Origin of the sequence: Streptomyces sp. NBC_00557 (assembly GCF_036345995.1) — a bacterium.
Taxonomy (GTDB): domain Bacteria; phylum Actinomycetota; class Actinomycetes; order Streptomycetales; family Streptomycetaceae; genus Streptomyces.
The window spans coordinates 424,618-443,547 of record NZ_CP107796.1; the positions used below are offsets into that span (position 1 = coordinate 424,618).

General features: G+C 74.4%; 7 protein-coding genes and 1 pseudogene. 1 reads left to right on the plus strand and 7 read right to left on the minus strand.

Annotated features, from left to right (window positions below):
- Nucleotides 1-220: 220 nt before the first annotated feature.
- Nucleotides 221-1,672 carry a cytochrome P450 gene (locus OG956_RS01725; RefSeq protein WP_330336116.1) on the minus strand — a complete coding sequence of 484 codons (1,452 nt, stop codon included), beginning with the start codon at nucleotides 1,670-1,672 and terminating at the stop codon, nucleotides 221-223.
- 321 nt (nucleotides 1,673-1,993) lie between these two features.
- On the opposite strand from OG956_RS01725, the gene OG956_RS01730 reads away from it, so the two are divergent.
- A complete protein-coding gene (locus tag OG956_RS01730; RefSeq protein WP_330336117.1) occupies nucleotides 1,994-2,773 on the plus strand; it encodes a VC0807 family protein in 780 nt (259 codons plus the stop codon).
- Nucleotides 2,774-3,092: 319 nt separating this feature from the next.
- Here the strand turns inward: OG956_RS01730 and OG956_RS01735 are convergent, their stop codons facing one another.
- The 6 genes and pseudogenes from OG956_RS01735 to OG956_RS01760 all read right to left on the minus strand — a co-directional run.
- On the minus strand, nucleotides 3,093-4,331 hold the full coding sequence (locus tag OG956_RS01735; protein WP_330336118.1) for an NAD(P)/FAD-dependent oxidoreductase: 1,239 nt from the start codon (nucleotides 4,329-4,331) through the stop codon (nucleotides 3,093-3,095).
- On the minus strand, nucleotides 4,328-5,317 hold the full coding sequence (gene rfbB, locus OG956_RS01740; RefSeq protein ID WP_330336119.1) for a dTDP-glucose 4,6-dehydratase: 990 nt from the start codon (nucleotides 5,315-5,317) through the stop codon (nucleotides 4,328-4,330). Before rfbB ends, OG956_RS01735 begins: the two co-directional genes overlap by 4 nt.
- Nucleotides 5,314-6,381, minus strand: a complete 1,068-nt coding sequence (locus OG956_RS01745; RefSeq protein WP_330336120.1) for a glucose-1-phosphate thymidylyltransferase — start codon at nucleotides 6,379-6,381, stop codon at nucleotides 5,314-5,316. The genes rfbB and OG956_RS01745 overlap by 4 nt, the downstream gene beginning before the upstream one ends.
- Before the next feature lie 42 nt (nucleotides 6,382-6,423).
- Nucleotides 6,424-6,618 carry a ferredoxin gene (locus tag OG956_RS01750; RefSeq protein ID WP_330336121.1) on the minus strand — a complete coding sequence of 65 codons (195 nt, stop codon included), beginning with the start codon at nucleotides 6,616-6,618 and terminating at the stop codon, nucleotides 6,424-6,426.
- Nucleotides 6,619-6,682: 64 nt separating this feature from the next.
- Complete coding sequence (locus OG956_RS01755; RefSeq protein WP_330336122.1) at nucleotides 6,683-7,933, minus strand: activator-dependent family glycosyltransferase; 1,251 nt, start codon at nucleotides 7,931-7,933, stop codon at nucleotides 6,683-6,685.
- A pseudogene (locus OG956_RS01760) lies at nucleotides 7,930-18,855 on the minus strand (type I polyketide synthase); the annotation flags it as partial. The pseudogene OG956_RS01760 and the gene OG956_RS01755, both read right to left, overlap by 4 nt.
- Nucleotides 18,856-18,930: the final 75 nt, after the last annotated feature.

The following is an 18,930-nucleotide window of genomic DNA, read 5'->3' on the forward strand; positions in this document are numbered from 1 at the left end:
GACACGTTTTCCCGTGCGTGTGCGTCTTCTGGCACCACGGCCACTGCCTCCGCCCTACGGACCCAGCTCATTTTCTGGCCGCGCATTCCGGCCGGATCCGACTGCCGCGCCATCCGCGGGACAATCGGTGGTTGCGATGCTTGTCATACTGGCGGCTGCCTGCGAGGGAGTCCCGCAGGCAGCCGGTGATCTAGGGAGACTTCTACTAGTTCGGCGCTGGTCAGCGGCCGTTCGCCGTCCCTCGGCGCCTGCGGTGGGCGACCATCTCCAGGCCTCCGCGGGGCTGGAGGGTGAAGTCGCTCGTGACCCGGTCCGGCGGGTTGCCGACGGGCTCGAACTCCCAGTGCCTGCTGAGGGTGGCCAGCGCCATGACGCCCTCCATCTGGGCGAAGACGTTGCCGATGCACTGGCGGGGTCCGGCGCCGAAGGGCAGGTAGGCCAGCTTGGGGCGGCCTGGGGCCTTGGCGTGCCCGGTGAGCGGGTCGTCGGGGTCGGGCTCGGGCAGGAACCGCTGGGGCGCGAACCGCTCGGGTTCCGGCCACCAGGTGGCGTCGCGGTGCAGGACGTACGGGCTGACCATCAGGACGCTGTTGCGCGGGATGTGGTAGCCGTTGGCCGTGTAGTCCTCCAGGGCGCGCCGTACGAGGACCCAGGCCGGCGGGTACAGGCGCAGCGCCTCGGAGTAGACGGCGTCGGTGAACTGCAGCCTCGGCAGGTCGGCCACGGTGGGCAGGCGGTCGCCGAGGACCTCGTCGATCTCGGCGTGCAGCTTCTCGCGGATCTCCGGGTGGGTGCCGAGCAGGTAGTAGGCCCAGGTGAGGGCGCCCGAGGAGGTTTCGTGGCCGGCCATCAGCAGGGTGATGGCCTCGTCGCGCAGCTCGAGGTCGGTGAGGTGTTCGCCGGTGTCGGCGTCGGTGACGGTGAGCAGCACGGACAGCAGGTCCTCGCCGTCGCCGGGGCCCTTGCGGCGTTCCTCGATCATGCCGTAGACGATGTCGTCGACGGCCTTCAGGCCGCGCTTGAACTGCCGGTTGGCGGGCAGCGGCAGGCGCAGCAGGATCTTGCCGAAGGGGCTCAGTTCCCAGCGCAGCGGGCCGCCCTCGCGGGGGAAGGCGGTGCGGATGCGGTCGGCGGCCTCGCTGTCGAGGGAGACGTCGAAGAGGGTGCGGGTCACCATGCCGAGGGCGAGTTCGTACATCGCCTCGTGGAAGTTGAACCGCTCCCCGTCGGTGAACCGGGAGGCGGCCTCGTCGGCGATGGTGGCGAACGCGGTGCCGTAGCCGGCGATGCGCTGGCGGTGGAAGACGGGCTGGATGAGCCGGCGCTGCCGGCGGTGGTAGGTGCCGACGCTGGTCACCAGGCCCTTGCCGAGGACGCGTTCGAGGCTGGAGCCCCAGTCGTCGGGGCCGGGGCCGGTCTTCTGGGCGTCCTTGTCGAAGCGCCGGCTGGAGGCGATGATGACGTCCTGGACGACGTCGAAGTCGCTGACGAGGAAGGCGTCGGTCTTTCCCATCGGGACGCGGACCAGCGGGCCGTGCTTGTCGCGCAGGCCGGTGAGATAGCGCGGCACGTTCCGTACGACCTCGCGCATGTCCTTCAGCCGCATGGGGCCGGGCGTGGGAATGGCTTCCGTCGGCGCAGGCGACTCGGGAGTTGTTTGAACGTCGGTCACGGATGTCTCCTGGATCAGCGGAGGGTGACGGGTCTCAACGCCGAGCCAGCTGGGCAGAGTTCGGTCTTCTGCGGCCGCGGCGGGACGTGTGCACGGGGGTCGACCTGGCGCCCGACGCTAGCACCGGCGTGCTGCGGGCCGGCCGGTCGCCGTCGAGGTCTAGGGAATTCCAAAGGGTTGGCCCGATGCGGTCGGTCGCCGTGGGCCGCCGACGGGGTCCGCACGTAGGCTGACGCCTGGTGGCCGCTTCCGCCGTCCGGGGCCGGAGGCGCGGGCCGCCCCGGCAATCGTTCGTGTACGGTCCCGTCGGACGGAGAGCGCATGACCAGCGGCGGAAGCACCCTGCCGGACCAGCCGACCCCCGACCGCCCCGCCCGCGACGGCGACACCTCCCGTGCGGCGTCCGGCTCCTCGTCCGGACCGCCGGTGCTGCTGACCGTCCTCGTGGACTTCGGTGTGCCGATCGGCCTTTACTACGGCCTGACGGCGGCCGGGGTGGGCGACGTGATCGCGCTGACGGCGGGCACGGTGGTGCCCGCGGCGGCGACGCTGCTGCGGTTCGCGAAGACCCGGCGGGTGGATGTGCTGGGCGTGTTCGTGACGGTCATGCTGGTGCTCAGCATCATCGCGTCGGTGGTCGGCGGCGGCCCGCGTCTGCTGCTGCTCCGCGACGGATGGCTGACCGGTGTGGCCGGAGTGGGTTTCCTGGTGTCGCTGCGCGGCAGACGGCCGCTGGCGTTCGGTTTCTCCCGGCGGCTGCTGGAGCGGCGGGCCTGGGGCGGCCGGGACTGGGACGAACTGTGGGACGAGGAGCCGCAGTTCCGGCGGATCTGGCGGGTCACCACGGTGATCTGGGGCATCGGGCTGCTCGTCGACTCGGGCGTCCGCACGCTGATGGCGTACACCCTGCCCGTGCACATGGTGCCGGCGCTCAACGGCGCCCAGTACGGCGTGTTCACGCTGCTGATGCTGGTGATCGTGAACATCTACCACGCGCGGGCCGGGCTGTGGTTCATCCTGTCTCCCGACGCCGGCTCCCCGGCGCGGGGCGGCGGTCGCGGGACGTCGTCGGCGCCCGGCGCCGGACACGACCAGCACTGACCCGGGCGGTCCGCCTCCCTTCCGCGTCCGCCCCCGTCTCCCCCGTCCGTCCTGGGCCGCGCCGAGCGCGTGTGCCGTCCTGCCTCGCCCGCGGGCGGCCCGGCGTCGACGCGCCCGCCGTAGTGTCCCCGTGGCGCCGGCTTCCGACGGGCCCGGCCGCGTGAGCGGACTCCGTGAGCGGGCACGGCCGTGTCAGCGATCCGATCGCAGATCCGACCGCGGCTGCGGGCCCGTGGGAGGCGCGTCCGGGTGACCGCTGTGAAGCCCGGGGGCCGGCCGTGGCCCCGGCCTGGCGGGGCCGATGCCGGCCGTCGGCGCCTCACGCCTCCGTCGCGCCCGCCGGTGCCGGCTCGGGCGGGCGGTCCGCCGGGAGTTCCCCGGTCTCCACGGCCGTGCGCAGCCGCAGCGCCTCGCGGGGCATGTTGACCGCGACGGCGCCCAGGACGCGGTCCGCGGCGCAGTACACGGCGGTGAACTTCCGTTCGGCGGGGTCGCCTTCGAGGATGTGGCAGCGGTCGGTCCCGGCGAGGTCCCCGAACACCTGGATCTTCAGGTCGTGCTGGTCGGTCCAGAAGGACCGCAGCGGGGTGAACGGGCGTGCTCCCGTTCCGGCGAGGATGTTGCGGGCGACGGCCATGGCCTGTTCGGTGGCGTGCGTACGGTGTTCCAGCCGCCGGTGCCGGCGGGTGCGCGGGTCGGGCCGGTTGGCCACGTCGCCCGCGGCCCACACGCCGGGCTCGGCCGCGCACAGCACGTCGCAGCGGACACCGTCGTCGACGGGGACGCCGCTGCCGTGCAGCCACTCGGTGTTGGGCACGGAGCCGGTGGCGACGAGCACCACGTCGGCGGGGAGCTCGTCGCCGTCGCCCAGCCGGACGCCGGTGACGGTGCCGCGGTCGGCGGTCACGGCGGTCACCCGGCCCCGGTGGACGCGCAGCCCGAGGTCCCGGTGGGTGGCGGCGACCAGGCCGGCGGCCTGCGGGCCGAGCAGGTCGAGCAGCGGCACGGGTGCCGGGCCGACCAGGGTGACGTCGGCGCCGAGGGCGCGGGCCGCGACGGCGGCCTCGGTGCCGAGCAGCCCGGCGCCGGCCACCACCAGGCGCGGGCCGGTGAGGAGGGCCTCGCGCAGGCCGAGGGCGTCGTCGAGGGTGCGCAGCACGTGCACGCCGGAGGGTGCGCCGGACCGGTCGGGGTCGTCGGTGCGGGGCAGCCGCCGGGGTCGTACGCCGGTGGCGACGACGACGGCGTCGGCGTGCAGCCGGGAGCCGTCGGCGAGGTGCACGGTGCGGCCGGTGCGGTCCAGGCCGGTGACCGCGCTGCCCAGGCGCAGCTCGATGGCGAGCCGCTCGTACGCCTCGGGGGCGCGCAGCCGGACCCGGTCCGGTTCCCAGCGGCCGGTGAGGATCTGCTTGGACAGCGGCGGCCGGTCGTAGGGCGGGTGGGGTTCGGCGCCGACGAGGGTGAGGCGGCCCTCGTAGCCCTGGCGGCGCAGGCTCTCGGCGGTGGTGGCGCCGGCGGCTCCGGCGCCGACGACTACGATCTCGTTCAGTGCGCTCACGCCGTCACCCCGGGGGTCGTCTTCAGCGGTTCCCACCAGGAGCGGTGGGTGCGGTACCAGTCGACGGTCCGGGCGAGGCCGGTGGTGAAGTCGGTGCGGGGCCGGTAGCCGAGTTCGTCGCGGATCTTCGTCCAGTCGACGCAGTAGCGGCGGTCGTGGCCCTTGCGGTCGGGGACGTGCTCGATACGGTCGGGGCCCGCGCCGCAGGCGTCGAGGAGCAGGCCGGTGAGTTCTCTGTTCGTCAGCTCCGTGCCGCCGCCGATGTTGTAGACCTCGCCGGCCCGGCCGCGGGTGCGGACCAGCTCGATGCCGTGGACGTGGTCGTCGACGTACAGCCAGTCGCGGACGTTCCCGCCGTCGCCGTACAGCGGGACTTTCAGGCCGTCGAGGAGGTTCGTCACGAACAGCGGGACGACCTTCTCGGGGTACTGGTGGGGGCCGTAGTTGTTGGAGCAGCGGGTGACCCGCACGTCCAGGCCGTGGGTGCGGTGGTAGGCGAGGGCGAGGAGGTCGGAGGAGGCCTTGGAGGCGGAGTAGGGCGAGTTGGGCAGCAGCGGGCTCTGCTCGGTCCAGGCGCCGGTGTCGAGGGAGCCGTAGACCTCGTCGGTGGAGACGTGTACGAAGGTGCGCACGCCGTGCCGCAGGGCCGCGTCGAGGAGGGTCTGGGTGCCCAGCACGTTGGTGCGGACGAACGCGGCGGAGTCGGCGATGGAGCGGTCGACGTGGGACTCGGCGGCGAAGTGCACGACCTCGTCGTGGCGGGCCATGAGGTCGTCGACGAGTTCCCGGTCGCAGATGTCGCCCTTGACGAAGGCGAACGCGGGGTGGTCGCGGACCGCGTCCAGGTTGGCGGGGTTGCCCGCGTAGGTGAGCTTGTCGAGGACGGTGACGGCGACGTCGGCCGGCCCGGTGGGGCCGAGCACGGTCCTCACGTGGTGGGAGCCGATGAATCCGGCGCCGCCGGTCACCAGGATGCGTGTGGTCATGACGATATCTGCACCCGCCCGTGGTCGCCGATGACGAGCCGGTGGGCGGCGGGCACCCGCCGGCCGAGGGAGACGTGCACGTTGCGGCCCACGAGGGAGCCCTCCACCCGGCGGATGCTGTCGAAGCTGGACTCCCGCAGGATGATGGAGAACTCGATCTCGCTGTTGCGGATGACGCAGTCCTCGGCGATGGACGTCGACGGGCCGATGTAGGAGTCCTGGACGAGGGTGCCGGAGCCGATGATCGCCGGGCCCACGATCCGGGAGCCCCGCACGGTCGCGCCGGCCTCGACGCGGACCCGGCCGACGATCTCGCTGGCGTCGTCGACGTCGCCGTCGACCCGGTACTCCAGCAGGTCGAGGAGGCGGCGGTTGACGTCGAGGATGTCGGCGGCGTTCCCGGTGTCCTTCCAGTAGCCGGTGATGACCGTGGTGCGCACGTCGCGTTCGCGGTCCAGCAGCCACTGGAGGGCGTCGGTGATCTCCAGTTCGCCGCGGGGCGAGGGCTCGATGGCGCGTACGGCGTCGTGGATGACCGGGCCGAACAGGTACACGCCGACGAGCGCCAGGTCGCTGCGGGGCCGGCTCGGCTTCTCCTCCAGCCGCACCAGGCGTCCCTGCTCGTCGAGTTCGGCGACGCCGAAGGCGGACGGGTCGGGGACGCGGGTGAGCAGCAGCTGGGCGTCGGGACGCGTCTTGCGGAACTCCTCGACGGCGTCGTTGATGCCGCCGAAGACGAAGTTGTCGCCGAGGAACATCACGAAGTCGTCGTCGCCGAGGAAGTCCCGGGCGATGAGCACGGCGTGGGCGAGGCCCAGCGGGGCCTCCTGCCGCAGGTAGGTGACGTCGATGCCGAAGTCGGAGCCGTCGCCGACGGCCTGCCGGATCTCGGCCTCGGTGTCGCCGACGACGATGGCGACGTCGGTGATCCCGGCGTCGGCGATCGCCTCCAGTCCGTAGAAGAGGATGGGCTTGTTGGCGACCGGCACCAACTGTTTCGCGGAGGTGTGGGTGAGGGGCCGCAGCCGGGTTCCCGCACCTCCCGACAGCACGAGAGCCTTCACGGTTTCCGTCCCGCCTTACGTGTCGTCGGTGAGGGCCGGCCGTCAGGGCTGGATCTCGATGGCGCCGGAGGGGCAGATCAGCTCCGCCTCGGTCACGGCGGCGTGCAGATCCTGCGCCGGCTCGGGCTGCAGCAGTTCCACCAGGCCGTCCTCACGGCTCTGGTCGAAGACGCCTGCGGCGGCGAGCACGCACTGACCGGCTCCGACACAGCGCTCACGGTCCACGGTGATCTTCATGGTGTCTGTCCTGTTCCTGTGTTCTCGGCAGGGGCAAGGGAGTTGAGGGGATGCGGCGGGCCGGTCAGCTGACCTCCGCCAGCCGTTCGAGGGACGCCACCACCTCGGCGGGGCTCGGCATGGCCTCGCACTGGGCGCGCACCCGCCGGGCCGCGGCCGCCGCGTCGGGCTGTGCGGTGAGCCGGCGGATGTGGTCGCGGACGTTCTGGGCGGTGGCGTCGCGGTGGTGCAGGTAGACGCCGGCGCCGGCGCGCTCGAGGGCGCGTCCGCGCAGTTCGTGGTCGGAGACGAGGGTGGAGAGCATCAGCTGGGGCACCCCGGCGACCATGGCGGCGGCGAAGCTGCCGTAGCCGCCGTGGTGGATGAGGGCCGAGCAGCTCGGCAGCAGGGTGTGCAGGGCGACCGAGTCGACGGCGCGGGCGTTGTCGGGGACCGAGGTGAGCTGCTCGCGCTGGGCGGGCAGCAGTGCGGCGACGACCTCCACGTCCTCGTCGGCCAGGGCGTCGAGGATCTCGGGCACGGACACGTAGTCGCCGCCGTAGTCCTCGGTGTTGGAGGCGCCGAGGCTCAGGCAGACCCGTGGCTTCTTCGGGGCGTCGCGCAGCCAGTCCCACACCACGGCGCGCCCGTTGTACGGGACGTGCCGCATGGGCAGTTCGGGGGAGGCCGTCGGGACGGACAGGGCGGGCGGCAGGGTGCTGATGGTGGCCTGCCCGTGCAGCATCTCCTCGTCGCAGGAGAACCCGAACGGCTCGGAGCGGGCGGCGAGCCAGTCGGCGAGCGGGTCGACGTGCTCGGACTCGGGCTGCTCCGCCATGAGTTCCAGGTAGGTCTGCCGGGTGCGGCCCCACACGTCGGCGCACCACATCAGCCGCACGTGGGCCGCGCCGCTGATGCGGGCGGCGACGGCGCCGGCGTAGGCGAGCGGGTCGCGCACGACGAGGTCGGGCCGCCAGCCCTGCGCGAAGGCCGCGAGGTCGTCGATCATGGAGTCGTTGTAGACGGCGAAGGCGTAGGGGACGCTGAGTTCGTAGCGTTCCTTCAGCTCGGCCCAGTCGACGTCGGCGCGTTCGCAGCGGCTCCAGTTGGCGGTGCGGTAGTCCTGCGACTCGCGGTAGGCGGCCATGTCGCGGTGGATGGCGTGGTCGCTGCCCACGGGCACGGCGGTGAGTCCGGCGCGGGTGATGGTGTCGGTGGCCATGGGCTGGCTGGCCACGCGGACCTCGTGGCCGGCGGCGGCGAGCGCCCACGCCAGGGGCGCCATCAGATAGATGTGGGACTTCTCGGACAGGCTGACGAACAGGACCCGCATCATGCTCCCTCGGTTCGGTGGGCCGGTTCCCGGCCGGCGGTGTACGGCGGCAGGACCGTGTCGATCCAGGTGGTGAGGGCGCCCGCGGTGGTGGCGGCGTGGGACTCCATCATCGTGAAGTGGTTGCCGGGCACGTCCACCACGCGGTCGGCGCCGTCCCAGGAGCTCTGCCACTCCCCCGGCTCGCCCTCGGCGACGGTGACCGGGGGCTCGCTCGGCCGCACCAGCAGCACCGGCACGGACAGGGCGCCCGGGTCCCACTCGCCGATCATGTTGATGTACCAGCTCATCGCGGACAGCCGGTCGGCGTCCATGGCCGCGAACATCGACTCCCGGTCGAACATCCCGGCGAGCATCTCGGCCGAGAAGCGGGTGAACGGCGAGTCGGCGCGCGGCATGTAGGTGTCGAGCAGCGCCACACCGAGCGGGGGCCGGCCCGCCTGCTGAAGGTGGCGGGCGGCGGCCAGGGCCAGCACACCGCCGGAGGAGGAGCCGGTGAGGACGAAGGGCCTGCCGTCGGCGCAGCGCAGGGCCCATGCGGCCTGGGTGCGGGCGACGACGTCCAGCGAGGCGGGCAGGGGTTCCCCGCGGCCGAAGCCGGGGGTGGGCAGTGCCCACACGTCGCGGCGTCCGCGGAACGCCGAGGCGAAGCGCGCGTACTGGTGCACGCCGGCCAGTGCCACGTAGGAGCTGAAGCAGACGAGCGGGGCGCCCTCGTCGCCGGCGGCCAGCCGCAGTCCGGCACCGGTGAGCCCTTCAGGCGTGTCGAACGTGGGCCGCAGTTCGGCGACCGCCTGGAGCAGGGCGAAACCCTCGTCGACGCGGCCCTGCCGGCACGCGGTGCGGAACAGGGCACCGACGGTGTCCTCGGGGCGCGCGCCGGAGCGCTGGGGCTCCGCGTCGCCGGTGCGGGCGCCGGTGGACGACGGGGCCGGGGCGCCGGCCGAGGCGAACCGTTCGGCGAGGTCCGCGGCGAGCGCCTGCGGGGTGTCGACGTCGAAGACGAGCGTGGGCGGCAGGCGGAAGCCGGTCAGCGAGGAGAGACGGTTGCGCAGTTCGACCGCGGTGAGCGAGTCGAAGCCGAGTTCAGCGAAGTGCCGGTCGGGCGGCACCTCGTCGGTGGTGTCGTGCCCGAGGACCACGGCGACCTGTTCGCGGACCGCGTCCACCAGCACGGCGAGCCGCTGCGCGGCGTCGAGGCCGGCCAGCCGGGCGGCCAGTGTCCGGCCGCCGTCGGCCGGTGTCCCGGCGGCCGCGGACCGGCGGGTCCGGGTGCGGGAGGCGGGCGACTGCCGTGCCACGGCGACCACGGCGGGGTCGGGTGCGCCGAGTGCCCGGTCGAGGAGGGCGAGGCCGTCCTGGGTGCTCAGGGGCAGCATGCCGTTGCGGGCCATGCGCTCCCGGTCGGCGGCGGCCAGGCCCGCGGTCATCCCGCTGTCGGCGGCCCACAGCCCCCACGCGACGGACGTTGCGGCCAGGCCCCGGGCCCGGCGGTGCCGGGCGAGCCCGTCGAGGAACGTGTTCGCGGCGGCGTAGGCGCCCTGCCCGGCCGCGCCGAACGTGCCCGCGGCGGAGGAGAACAGCACGAACGCAGACAGTTCCTGATGCTTCGTCAGTTCGTGCAGCAGCCAGGCGGCATCCGCCTTCGGCCGCAGTACGGCGTCCAGCTGGGCGTCGGTCAGTGAGGTCAGCGTGGCGTCGTCGACGACCCCGGCGACGTGCACGACCGCGGTGAGGGGCCGGTCCTCGGGGACCTTGGCGAGCAGCGCCTCCAGGGCGGCCCGGTCGGCGACATCACAGGCGACCAGGGTGGCGTCCGCCCCGTGCGCGGCGAGGTCGGCGAGCAGGGCGTCGGCGCCGGGTGCGTCGGTGCCGCGCCGTGATGCCAGCAGCAGGCTGCGCACGCCGTGGGCGGTCACGAGGTGCCGGGCCACGAGGCCGCCGAGGGCGCCGGTGGCGCCGGTGACGAGGACGGTGCCGTGCGCCGGGAAGGGGGTGGGGGCCGCCGGCTCGTCTGCTTCCGCTGCCTGGTCGAGCGGAAGGAGCTCGGGCAGCAGCAGTGTCCCGGCGCGGACGGCGGCCTGGGCATGGGTGGCGGCGATGGCGGCCGTGACGGCGTTCCGGGTGCCGGGCGCGTCGGCCGCGTCCAGGTCCAGCAGGTGCAGCCGGCCGGGGTGTTCCAGCTGGGCGGACCGCACGAGCCCCCAGAGGGCGGCGGCGGGCAGGTCCGTGACGTCTTCGCCGGGTGCGGTGCCGAGCGCGCCACGGGTGACGAGGACGAGGCGGGAGCCGGCGAACCGGTCGTCGTCCACCCAGGCGCGCAGCAGACCGGCGGCCGAGGTCAGCACGTCCCGTGCGGCCTGCGGTGCGGGCGTACCGGGGGCGGCCGTGAAGGTGGCCAGGACGACGCCCGGCGCCGCGGTGCCCGTGTCGACGGCCGCGGCGAGGGAGGCGAGGTCGGCGTAGGACTCCAGGTGCACCCCGGACGCGTCCAGCGTCTCGGCGAGGCCGCCGTCGCCCTCGCCGAGCAGAGCCCAGCGCACGCTCTGCGGTGCCGGGGCTGCGGGCTGTGGATCGGCGGGCCGCCAGCGCTGCACCAGCAGCGGCGGGGTCGTACCGGCCGCGGCGGGGGCGGGTGTGCCGGGGATCTGGCCGGCGGTGATCCGGCGCAGCACGAGCCCGTCGGCGGTGACGACGGGCCGGCCGTCGGGTCCGGCGACCGACACCGTGTACGTGTCGGGGCGTTCGCCGGGGACCAGGTGGACGCGGAGCGCGCTCGCACCGGTCGCGTGGAGGCGGACGCCGTGCCAGGCGAACGGCAGGGTGGCCGCCGCCTGTTCCCCGGTGCTGTCCAGCGCGCGGACGAGCAGGGTCTGCACGGCCGCGTCGAGCAGCGCGGGGTGGATGGTGTACCGGGCTGCTTCGGCGCGGTGCGTCTCGGGCAGGGCGACCTCGGCGAAGAGTTCGCCGTCACGCCGCCAGACGTTGCCGAGTCCCCGGAAGGCGGGCCCGTAGGTGAACCCTGCGGCGGTGAACCGCTCGTACCAGCCGCCGTCGTCCCTCGATGCGCCCGGCTCGACCGGCTGGGCGTCCGGGGGCGGCCAGGCGCCGGAGAGGTCGGGGCCGGCCGTCGGCTCGGTGTCCGGGTCCTCGGCGAGCAGGCCCTGCGCGTGCCGGGTCCAGGGCTCGTCGGGTCCGGCGCCTGCGGGGCGCGAGTGGACGGTGAACGGCCGTCTGCCGTCCTCGTCCGGGGCGGCGAGGGCCAACTGGAACTGGACGGCACCGCGCTCGGGCAGCACCAGCGGGGCTTCCAGGGTGAGTTCGGCGACCTGCCCGAGGCCCACCTGGTCGCCGGCGTGGACGGCCATGTCGAGGTAGGCCGTGGCGGGCAGGATGGTCCGCTCCAGCACCCGGTGATCGGCGAGCCAGGGGGTCGCACGGGGCGACATCAGTCCACTGAAGACCAGTCCGCCGGTGTCGGCGACCCGTACGGCAGCGGACAGCAGCGGATGTCCGGTCCGCTCCAGCCCGGCGGTGGTGACGTCACCCGCCTGCGTGGAGGCGGGCAGCCAGTAGCGGCGGCGCTGGAAGGCGTACGTCGGCAGCGGAACCGGCGCGGTCGCGGGAAGCTGCGCCGCCCAGTCCACACCGGCCCCGTCGACGTGCAGCCGCGCCAACGCCCCCACCAGGGTGTCGGCTTCGGGACGGTCCCTGCGCAGCACCGGTACAAGCACCGACGCCTCAGGCTCGTCCAGACAGCCCTGCGCGAGCGCGGTCAGCGTGCCGTCCGGGCCCAGCTCCACGAACCGTCCCACGCTTTTCTGCTCCGCGAGCACCCGCACCGCGTCGGCGTAACGCACCGCCTGCCGGACGTGACGCACCCAGTAGTCGGGGGACGTCAACTCCTCCACCGTGACCGCCCCACCGGTCACGGTGGACACGAACGACAGCTTCGGCCGCTCGTAGGCAAGGCTCTCCGCGACCTTGCGGAAGTCGGCGAGCATCGGCTCCATCAGCGGCGAGTGGAACGCGTGGCTCACGCGCAGGGCGGTGACCTTGCGGTCCTGCGCCCGGAAGTGCGCGGCCACCTGCTCCACGGCCTCTGCCGCGCCCGCGACGACCACCGCGCGAGGGCCGTTGACGGCGGCGATGCCCACCCGCTCGTCGTCTTCGAGCAGCGGCAGCACCTCGTCCTCCGACGCCTGTACGGCGACCATGGCACCGCCCACCGGCAGGGCCTGCATCAGCCGGCCCCGCGCCGCGACGAGACGGCAGGCGTCCGCCAGCGACCACACACCGGCCACGTGCGCGGCGGCGATCTCACCGATCGAGTGACCCGCGAGCACATCGGGCCGCACGCCCCACGACTCCAGCAGCCGGAACAGGGCCACCTCGAGAGCGAACAACGCCGGCTGGGTGAATTCCGTGCGGTTCAGTACCTCTTCGTCCTCACCGAAGACGACCGCCTTCAGGTCGAAAGGCAGTTCCGCGTCGACCGCGTCGAAGGCCTCGGCGAAGACGGGGTAGGCGTCGTACAACTCCCGGCCCATCCCCAGGCGTTGGGAGCCCTGACCCGCGAACAGGAACGCGGTGCGCACGTCGCGCCGGGCCGTGCCCGTCACCGCGTTCACCGCCTCCTCACCGGCAGCGACCGCCCGCAGCGCACGCACCAGATCCTCCCGGCCCGCACCCCACACCACGGCCCGGTCTTCGAACAGCGACCGCGACCGCACCAGCGATCCCGCCACCCCCGTGAGGGACACACCGTCGTCCCTGGCGACGAACTCCGCCAGCCGCCCGGCCTGCGCCCGCAACGCGGCAGCCGTACGGCCCGAGACGACCCAGGGGATCAGGCAGCCGCAGTCACCCGTGGCCTCGCCCGGCGTCTCCTCGACCGGCGGCTCGGCCAGCACCACGTGCGCGTTCGTGCCGCTGATGCCGAACGACGAGACACCGGCGCGCCGTACGTGCCCGTCGCGCCGCGGCCAGGCGGTGTTGGCGTTCACGAGTTCCACCGCGCCGTCGGACCAGTCCACGTGGGAGGACGGCTCCTCGGCGTGCAGGGTGCGCGGCAGCATCCCGTGCTGCATGGCCAGCACCATCTTGATGACGCCGGCGATACCGGCCGCGGCCTGCGTGTGGCCGATGTTGGACTTCACCGCGCCCAGCAGAGCGGGCTGTTCCCGGTCTTGGCCGTAGGTCGCGATCAGCGCCTGCGCCTCGATCGGGTCGCCCAGCGAGGTACCGGTGCCGTGCGCCTCCACCGCGTCCACATCGGCGGGCTTGAGACCCGCCGACGCCAGGGCCTGCCGGATCACCCGCTGCTGCGACGGCCCGTTCGGCGCCGTCAGGCCGTTCGAGGCGCCGTCCTGGTTGACCGCCGAACCCGCCACCACGGCAAGGACCTTGCGGCCCGCCGCACGGGCGTCCGACAGCCGTTCCACCAGCACCAGACCCGCGCCCTCGGAGAACCCGGCGCCGTCGGCCGCGTCCGAGAACGCCTTGCACCGGCCGTCCGAGGCGAGGCCGCCCTGGCGGGAGAAGTCGATGAACAGGCCCGGTGTGGACATCACGGTCACGCCGCCGGCCAGGGCCAGGTCGCACTCCCCCGCCCGCAGGGCCTGCACGGCGAGGTGCAGGGCGACGAGGGCCGAGGAGCAGGCCGTGTCGACGGTGACCGCGGGCCCTTCCAGGCCGAGGGTGTAGGAGAGGCGGCCGGACATGACGCTGGCGGAGTTGCCGGTGCCGAGGTGGCCGGCGACCTCCTCGGCGTCGGTCGGGTCGAGCGGGCGGGACGCGTAGTCCTGGTAGTTGGTGCCGGCGAAGACACCCGTGCGGGAGCCGCGCAGAGTCGTCGGGTCGATCCCGGCCCGCTCGAAGGCTTCCCAGGCCAGCTCCAGCAGCAGCCGCTGCTGCGGGTCCATCGCCAGCGCCTCGCGCGGCGAAATGCCGAAGAAGCCGGGGTCGAAGCCGGCCATATCCCGCAGGAAGCCGCCCTCGCGGGCGGTGCCGCCGACGCCGTGCTCGGGGTCGCCGAGGTGGCCGAGGTCCCAGCCGCGGTCGTCGGGCCATGCGGTGATGGCGTCGGTGCCGTCGGCGAGCAGCCGCCAGAACTCCTCCGGCGAGTCGGCGCCGCCGGGGAAGCGGCAGCTCATCGCGGTGATGACGACGGGGTCGTCGTCGGTGGCGCGGGGTGCGGGCAGCGCGGTGGCGTCGCCGGTGGCGCCGGCTGGGGCGACGGCGGCGCGCAGGTGGTCGGCGAGGGCGGCGGGGGTCGGGTAGTCGAAGACGAGGGTGGCGGGCAGGGGGCGGCCGAGGGAGCCGCTGAGGGCGTTGCGCAGTTCGACGGCGGTGAGGGAGTCGAAGCCGAGTTCGCGGAAGGAGCGGGTGGGTTCGACGTCCTGGGGGCCGGTGTGGTTCAGGACGACGGCGACGTGGGCGCGGACGAGTTCCTCGAAGGCGGCGCGCTGTTCGGGTTCGGGGAGCGCGGCGAGTTGCCGGGCGAGGTCGTCGGCGCCGGGCGTGTCGGTGTCGGCCGCGTGCGGCTCGGGGGCGGTGGGCCGGGCGGTGAGGGCGCGCCGGGCGTCGGGCAGGTCGTCGATGAAGGGACGGGGGCGGGAGGTGGTGTAGGCGTGGGCGAACAGGTCCCAGTCGATGTCGGTGACGGCGACCGTGGTGTCGTCCTGGTCCAGCGCCGACTGGAGGGCAATGAGCGCCGGTTCGGGGTCCATGGGGCGTACGCCGTGCCGTTGCAGGCGTTCGCCGACGGACCCCTCGGCCATGCCGCCGTCGGCCCAGGGACCCCAGGCGATGGCGGTGGCGGGCAGGCCGCGGGCGCGGCGCCGCTGGGCGAGGGCGTCGAGGAGGGCGTTGCCGGGGGCGTAGTTGGCGTGGCCGGGGGCGCCGATGGTGCCGGCGGTGGAGGAGAACAGGACGAACGCGGTCAGGTCGAGATGGGCGGTGAGGGCGTCGAGGTTGCGGGCGCCGCCCACCTTGACCCGCAGGACCTCGGCGAGCCGTTCGGGGGTGAGGGTGGTGACGACGCCGTCGCGCAGGACGGCGGCGGTGTGGAAGACGGCGGTGAGGGGCCGTTCGGCGGGCACGGTGGCGAGGGCGGCGGCGAGCTGGTCGCGGTCCGCGATGTCGCAGGCGACGATGTCGACGTGTCCGGCGCCGAGTGCGGTGAGTTCGGCGCGCAGTTCGGCCGCGCCGGGGGCGTCGGGGCCGGTGCGGCTGAGCAGCAGCAGTCCGGGGGCGCCCTGGCGGGCGAGGTGGCGGGCGACCTGGCGGCCGAGGGCGCCGGTGCCTCCGGTGACGAGGACGGTTCCGGTGGGGGTCCATTCGCGCTTCGCGCCGAGGCCGCCGGTGGCGGCGCGGGTGAGGCGGCGGGCGAGCAGGCCGGTGGCGCGGACGGCGAGCTGGTCCTCGTGGCCGAGGCCGGCGAGGGCGGCCGTGAACCGGTCGGCGGCGGGGGTGTCGAGGTCGGCGGGCAGGTCGATCAACCCGCCCCAGCGCTGGGGCTGTTCGAGGGCGACGACCCGGCCGAAGCCCCACACGAGGGCCTGCTCGGGGGCGTCCACGGTTTCCGTGGCGCCGGTGGCGACGGCGCCGCGGGTGGCGAACCAGACGGGTGCCTCCTGGCCGAGGTCGTCGAGGGCCTGCACGAGGGCGACGGTGGCGGAGAAGCCGCGGGGCAGGCCGGGCAGGCCGTCGTGCTCGCTGTCGTCGAGGGCGAGCAGCGACAGCACGGCGTGCGGCCGGTCCTCGCCGGTGGCGCGCAGCAGGTCGGCGATGCGGGCGCGGTCGTCGCCGGCCGCGACGGGGACGGTGACGGGGGTGGCGCCGGCGCGGGCGAGCGCTTCGGTGACGGCGGTCGTACGGGCGTGGCCGGGGTGGGCGGGGTCCTGGTGGGCGGCGGGTACGGCGACGAGCCAGGTGCCGGTGAGGACGGGTGCCGGGGGCGCGGGCAGGGGCTTCCAGGTGACGCGGTAGCGCCAGGCGTCGACGGTTGCGGTCTCGCGGCTGCGCCGGCGGTAGTCGCTCAGGGCGGGCAGGACCGTGGCGAGGGTGTCCTCGTCGAGGTGGAGGGCGGCGGCCAGCGGTGCGGTCTCGCCGTTCTCGACCGTCTGCCAGAACCGCGCGTCGAGGTCGGTGCCGGGAGCGGCGGTGGCGGCGGGTGCGGCCGGGGTGGGCCAGTAGGTGCGGTGCTGGAAGGCGTAGGTGGGCAGGTCGACGCGGGTGCCGGCGCCGATGAGGGCGGGCCAGTCGACGCGTGCGCCGCCGCGTACGGTCAGCTCGGCGAGGGAGGTGAGGAAGCGCCGCGGGCCGCCCTCGCCGCGGCGCAGGGTGCCGGTGACGACGGTACCGGTGCGGCCGTCGTCGTCGAGCGTGTCGCGGACGGCCGCGGTGAGCACGGGGTGCGGGCTGGACTCGACGAACGCCCGCACGTCCTGGGCGGCGAGGGCGCGCACGGCGTCGGCGAAGCGGACGGTGCGGCGCAGGTTCTCGTACCAGTAGGCGGCGTCGAGGCGTTCGGTGTCGAGCCAGTCGCAGGTGACGGTGGAGAAGAACGGCACCTGCGCGGCCTGCGGGCGCACGGGGGCCAGGTCGGTCAGCAGCCGCTCGCGGATCTCCTCGACCTGCGCGGAGTGGGAGGCGTAGTCGACGGGGATCTGCCGGGCCTGCGCGCCGGCGGCGGTGAGGTGGGCGACCAGGTCGCGTACGGCGTCGGCGTCGCCGGAGACGACGACGGAGGCGGGTCCGTTGACGGCGGCGACCGAGATCCGGCCGTTCCAGCGGGCCAGGTGGGCCTCGACGTCGGCGACGGGCAGCAGCACGGAGGCCATGCCGCCGCGTCCGGCGAGCGCGGTGATGGCACGGCTGCGCAGGACGACGACGCGGGCGGCGTCGTCCAGGGTGAGGGCCCCGGCGACGCAGGCGGCGGCGATCTCGCCCTGGCTGTGCCCGACGACCGCGTCGGGGTGCACTCCGCGGGACTGCCACAGCCGGGCCAGCGAGACCATCGTCACGAACAGCAGGGGCTGGACGACGTCGACGCGGTCCAGGGTGGGGGCGCCGTCCGCGCCGCGCAGGACGGCTTCCGCGGACCAGTCGACGTAGGCCTCGACGGCGCTCGCGCAGGCGGTGAAGTGCGCGCGGAACTCGGGGTCTGCGTCGAGGAGTTCGGTGGCCATGCCGGGCCACTGGGGGCCCTGGCCGGGGAAGACGAACACGGTGCGGCCGTCGACGTCGGCGACGCCGCGCACCAGGCCGTTCGCGGGGGCGCCGGAGGCCAGGGACTCCAGGCCGCGCAGCAGTTCCGTGCGGTCGTCGGCGAGGACCACCGCGCGGTGTTCGAAGGCGGCGCGGGTGGCGGCCAGCGACCAGGCCACGTCGTGCGCGGGGGCATCGGCGTCGGCGCGCAGCCGGGCGTGCAGGGCGGCGGCCTGGGCGCGCAGCGCGGCGGCGCTGCGGGCGGAGACGACGTACGGGAGGGTGGGCCGCGGGAGGCGGGAGCCGTCGGCGCCGGCGTCGGGGGCGGGCGAGGGCGGCTCGGCCTCTTCGGCTTGTTCGAGGATGACGTGGGCGTTGGTGCCGCTGACGCCGAAGGAGGAGACGCCCGCGGTGCGGGGGCGGCCGGCGGTGGGCCAGGGGCGGGGCTCGGTGAGCAGTTCGACCCGGCCCGCGCTCCAGTCGACGTGGCGGGTGGGCCGGTCGACGTGGAGGGTGCGGGGCAGCGTGCCGTGCTGCATCGCGAGCACCATCTTCATGACGCCGGCGACACCGGCGGCGGCCTGGGTGTGGCCGATGTTCGACTTCACGGAGCCGAGCCACAGCGGCTGTTCGCGGTCCTGCCCGTAGGTGGCGAGCAGGGCCTGCGCCTCGATCGGGTCGCCGAGCGTCGTCCCGGTGCCGTGCGCCTCGACGGCGTCGACGTCGGCGGCGGACAGCCGCGCGTCGGCGAGGGCCTGCCAGATGACGCGCTGCTGGGAGGGGCCGTTGGGCGCCGTCAGGCCGTTGGACGCGCCGTCCTGGTTGACGGCGCTGCCGCGGACCACGGCGAGCACGGGGTGGCCGAGGCGGCGGGCGTCGGCGAGCCGCTCCACGAGCAGCATGCCCGCGCCCTCGGCCCAGCCGGTGCCGTCGGCCGCGTCGGCGAACGCCTTGCAGCGGCCGTCCGGGGCGAGGCCCCGCTGCCTGCTGAACTCCAGGAACAGGCCGGGCGTCGACATCACGGTGACGCCGCCGGCCAGCGCCAGGTCGCACTCCCGCGCGCGCAGCGCCCGCACGGCCAGGTGCAGGGCGACCAGGGAGGAGGAGCAGGCCGTGTCGACGGTGACGGCGGGGCCCTCCAGGCCGAGGGTGTAGGAGATGCGGCCGGAGACGACGCTCGCGGCGTTGCCGGTGCCGACGTGTCCTTCCAGGCTCTCCTGCGAGGCGAGCAGCAACGCCGGGTAGTCCTGGCCGTTGGTGCCGGCGAAGACACCCGTGCGGGAGCCGCGCAGGCTCGTCGGGTCGATCCCGGCCCGCTCGAACGCCTCCCAGGAGATCTCCAGCAGCAGCCGCTGCTGCGGGTCCATCGCCAGCGCCTCGCGCGGCGAGATCCCGAAGAAGGACGCGTCGAAGGCGCCCGCCCCGGCGAGGGCACCGCCCCGGGTGCTGTACGTCCTGCCGGGGCGGCCGGGCTCGGGGTCGTAGTGGTCGGCGAGGTTCCAGCCGCGGTCGGTGGGCCACTCGGCGACCGCGTCCGTACCGGATTCCAGCAGCCGCCACAGCTCCTCGGGCGAGTCGGCGCCACCGGGGAAGCGGCAGCTCATCGCGACGATGGCGACGGGCTCCCGCGACGCGGACTCCGCCTCCCGCAGCCGCCTGCGCGTCTCGTGCAGGTCACCGGTGACCTTCTTGAGGTAGCTGAGGAGCTTTTCCTGCTCGTTCACGCGTGCTCACCCACCTGGAAGGTCGTGTCGGTCGTGGTGGTGGACGTGCGGCGCGGTGGGGTG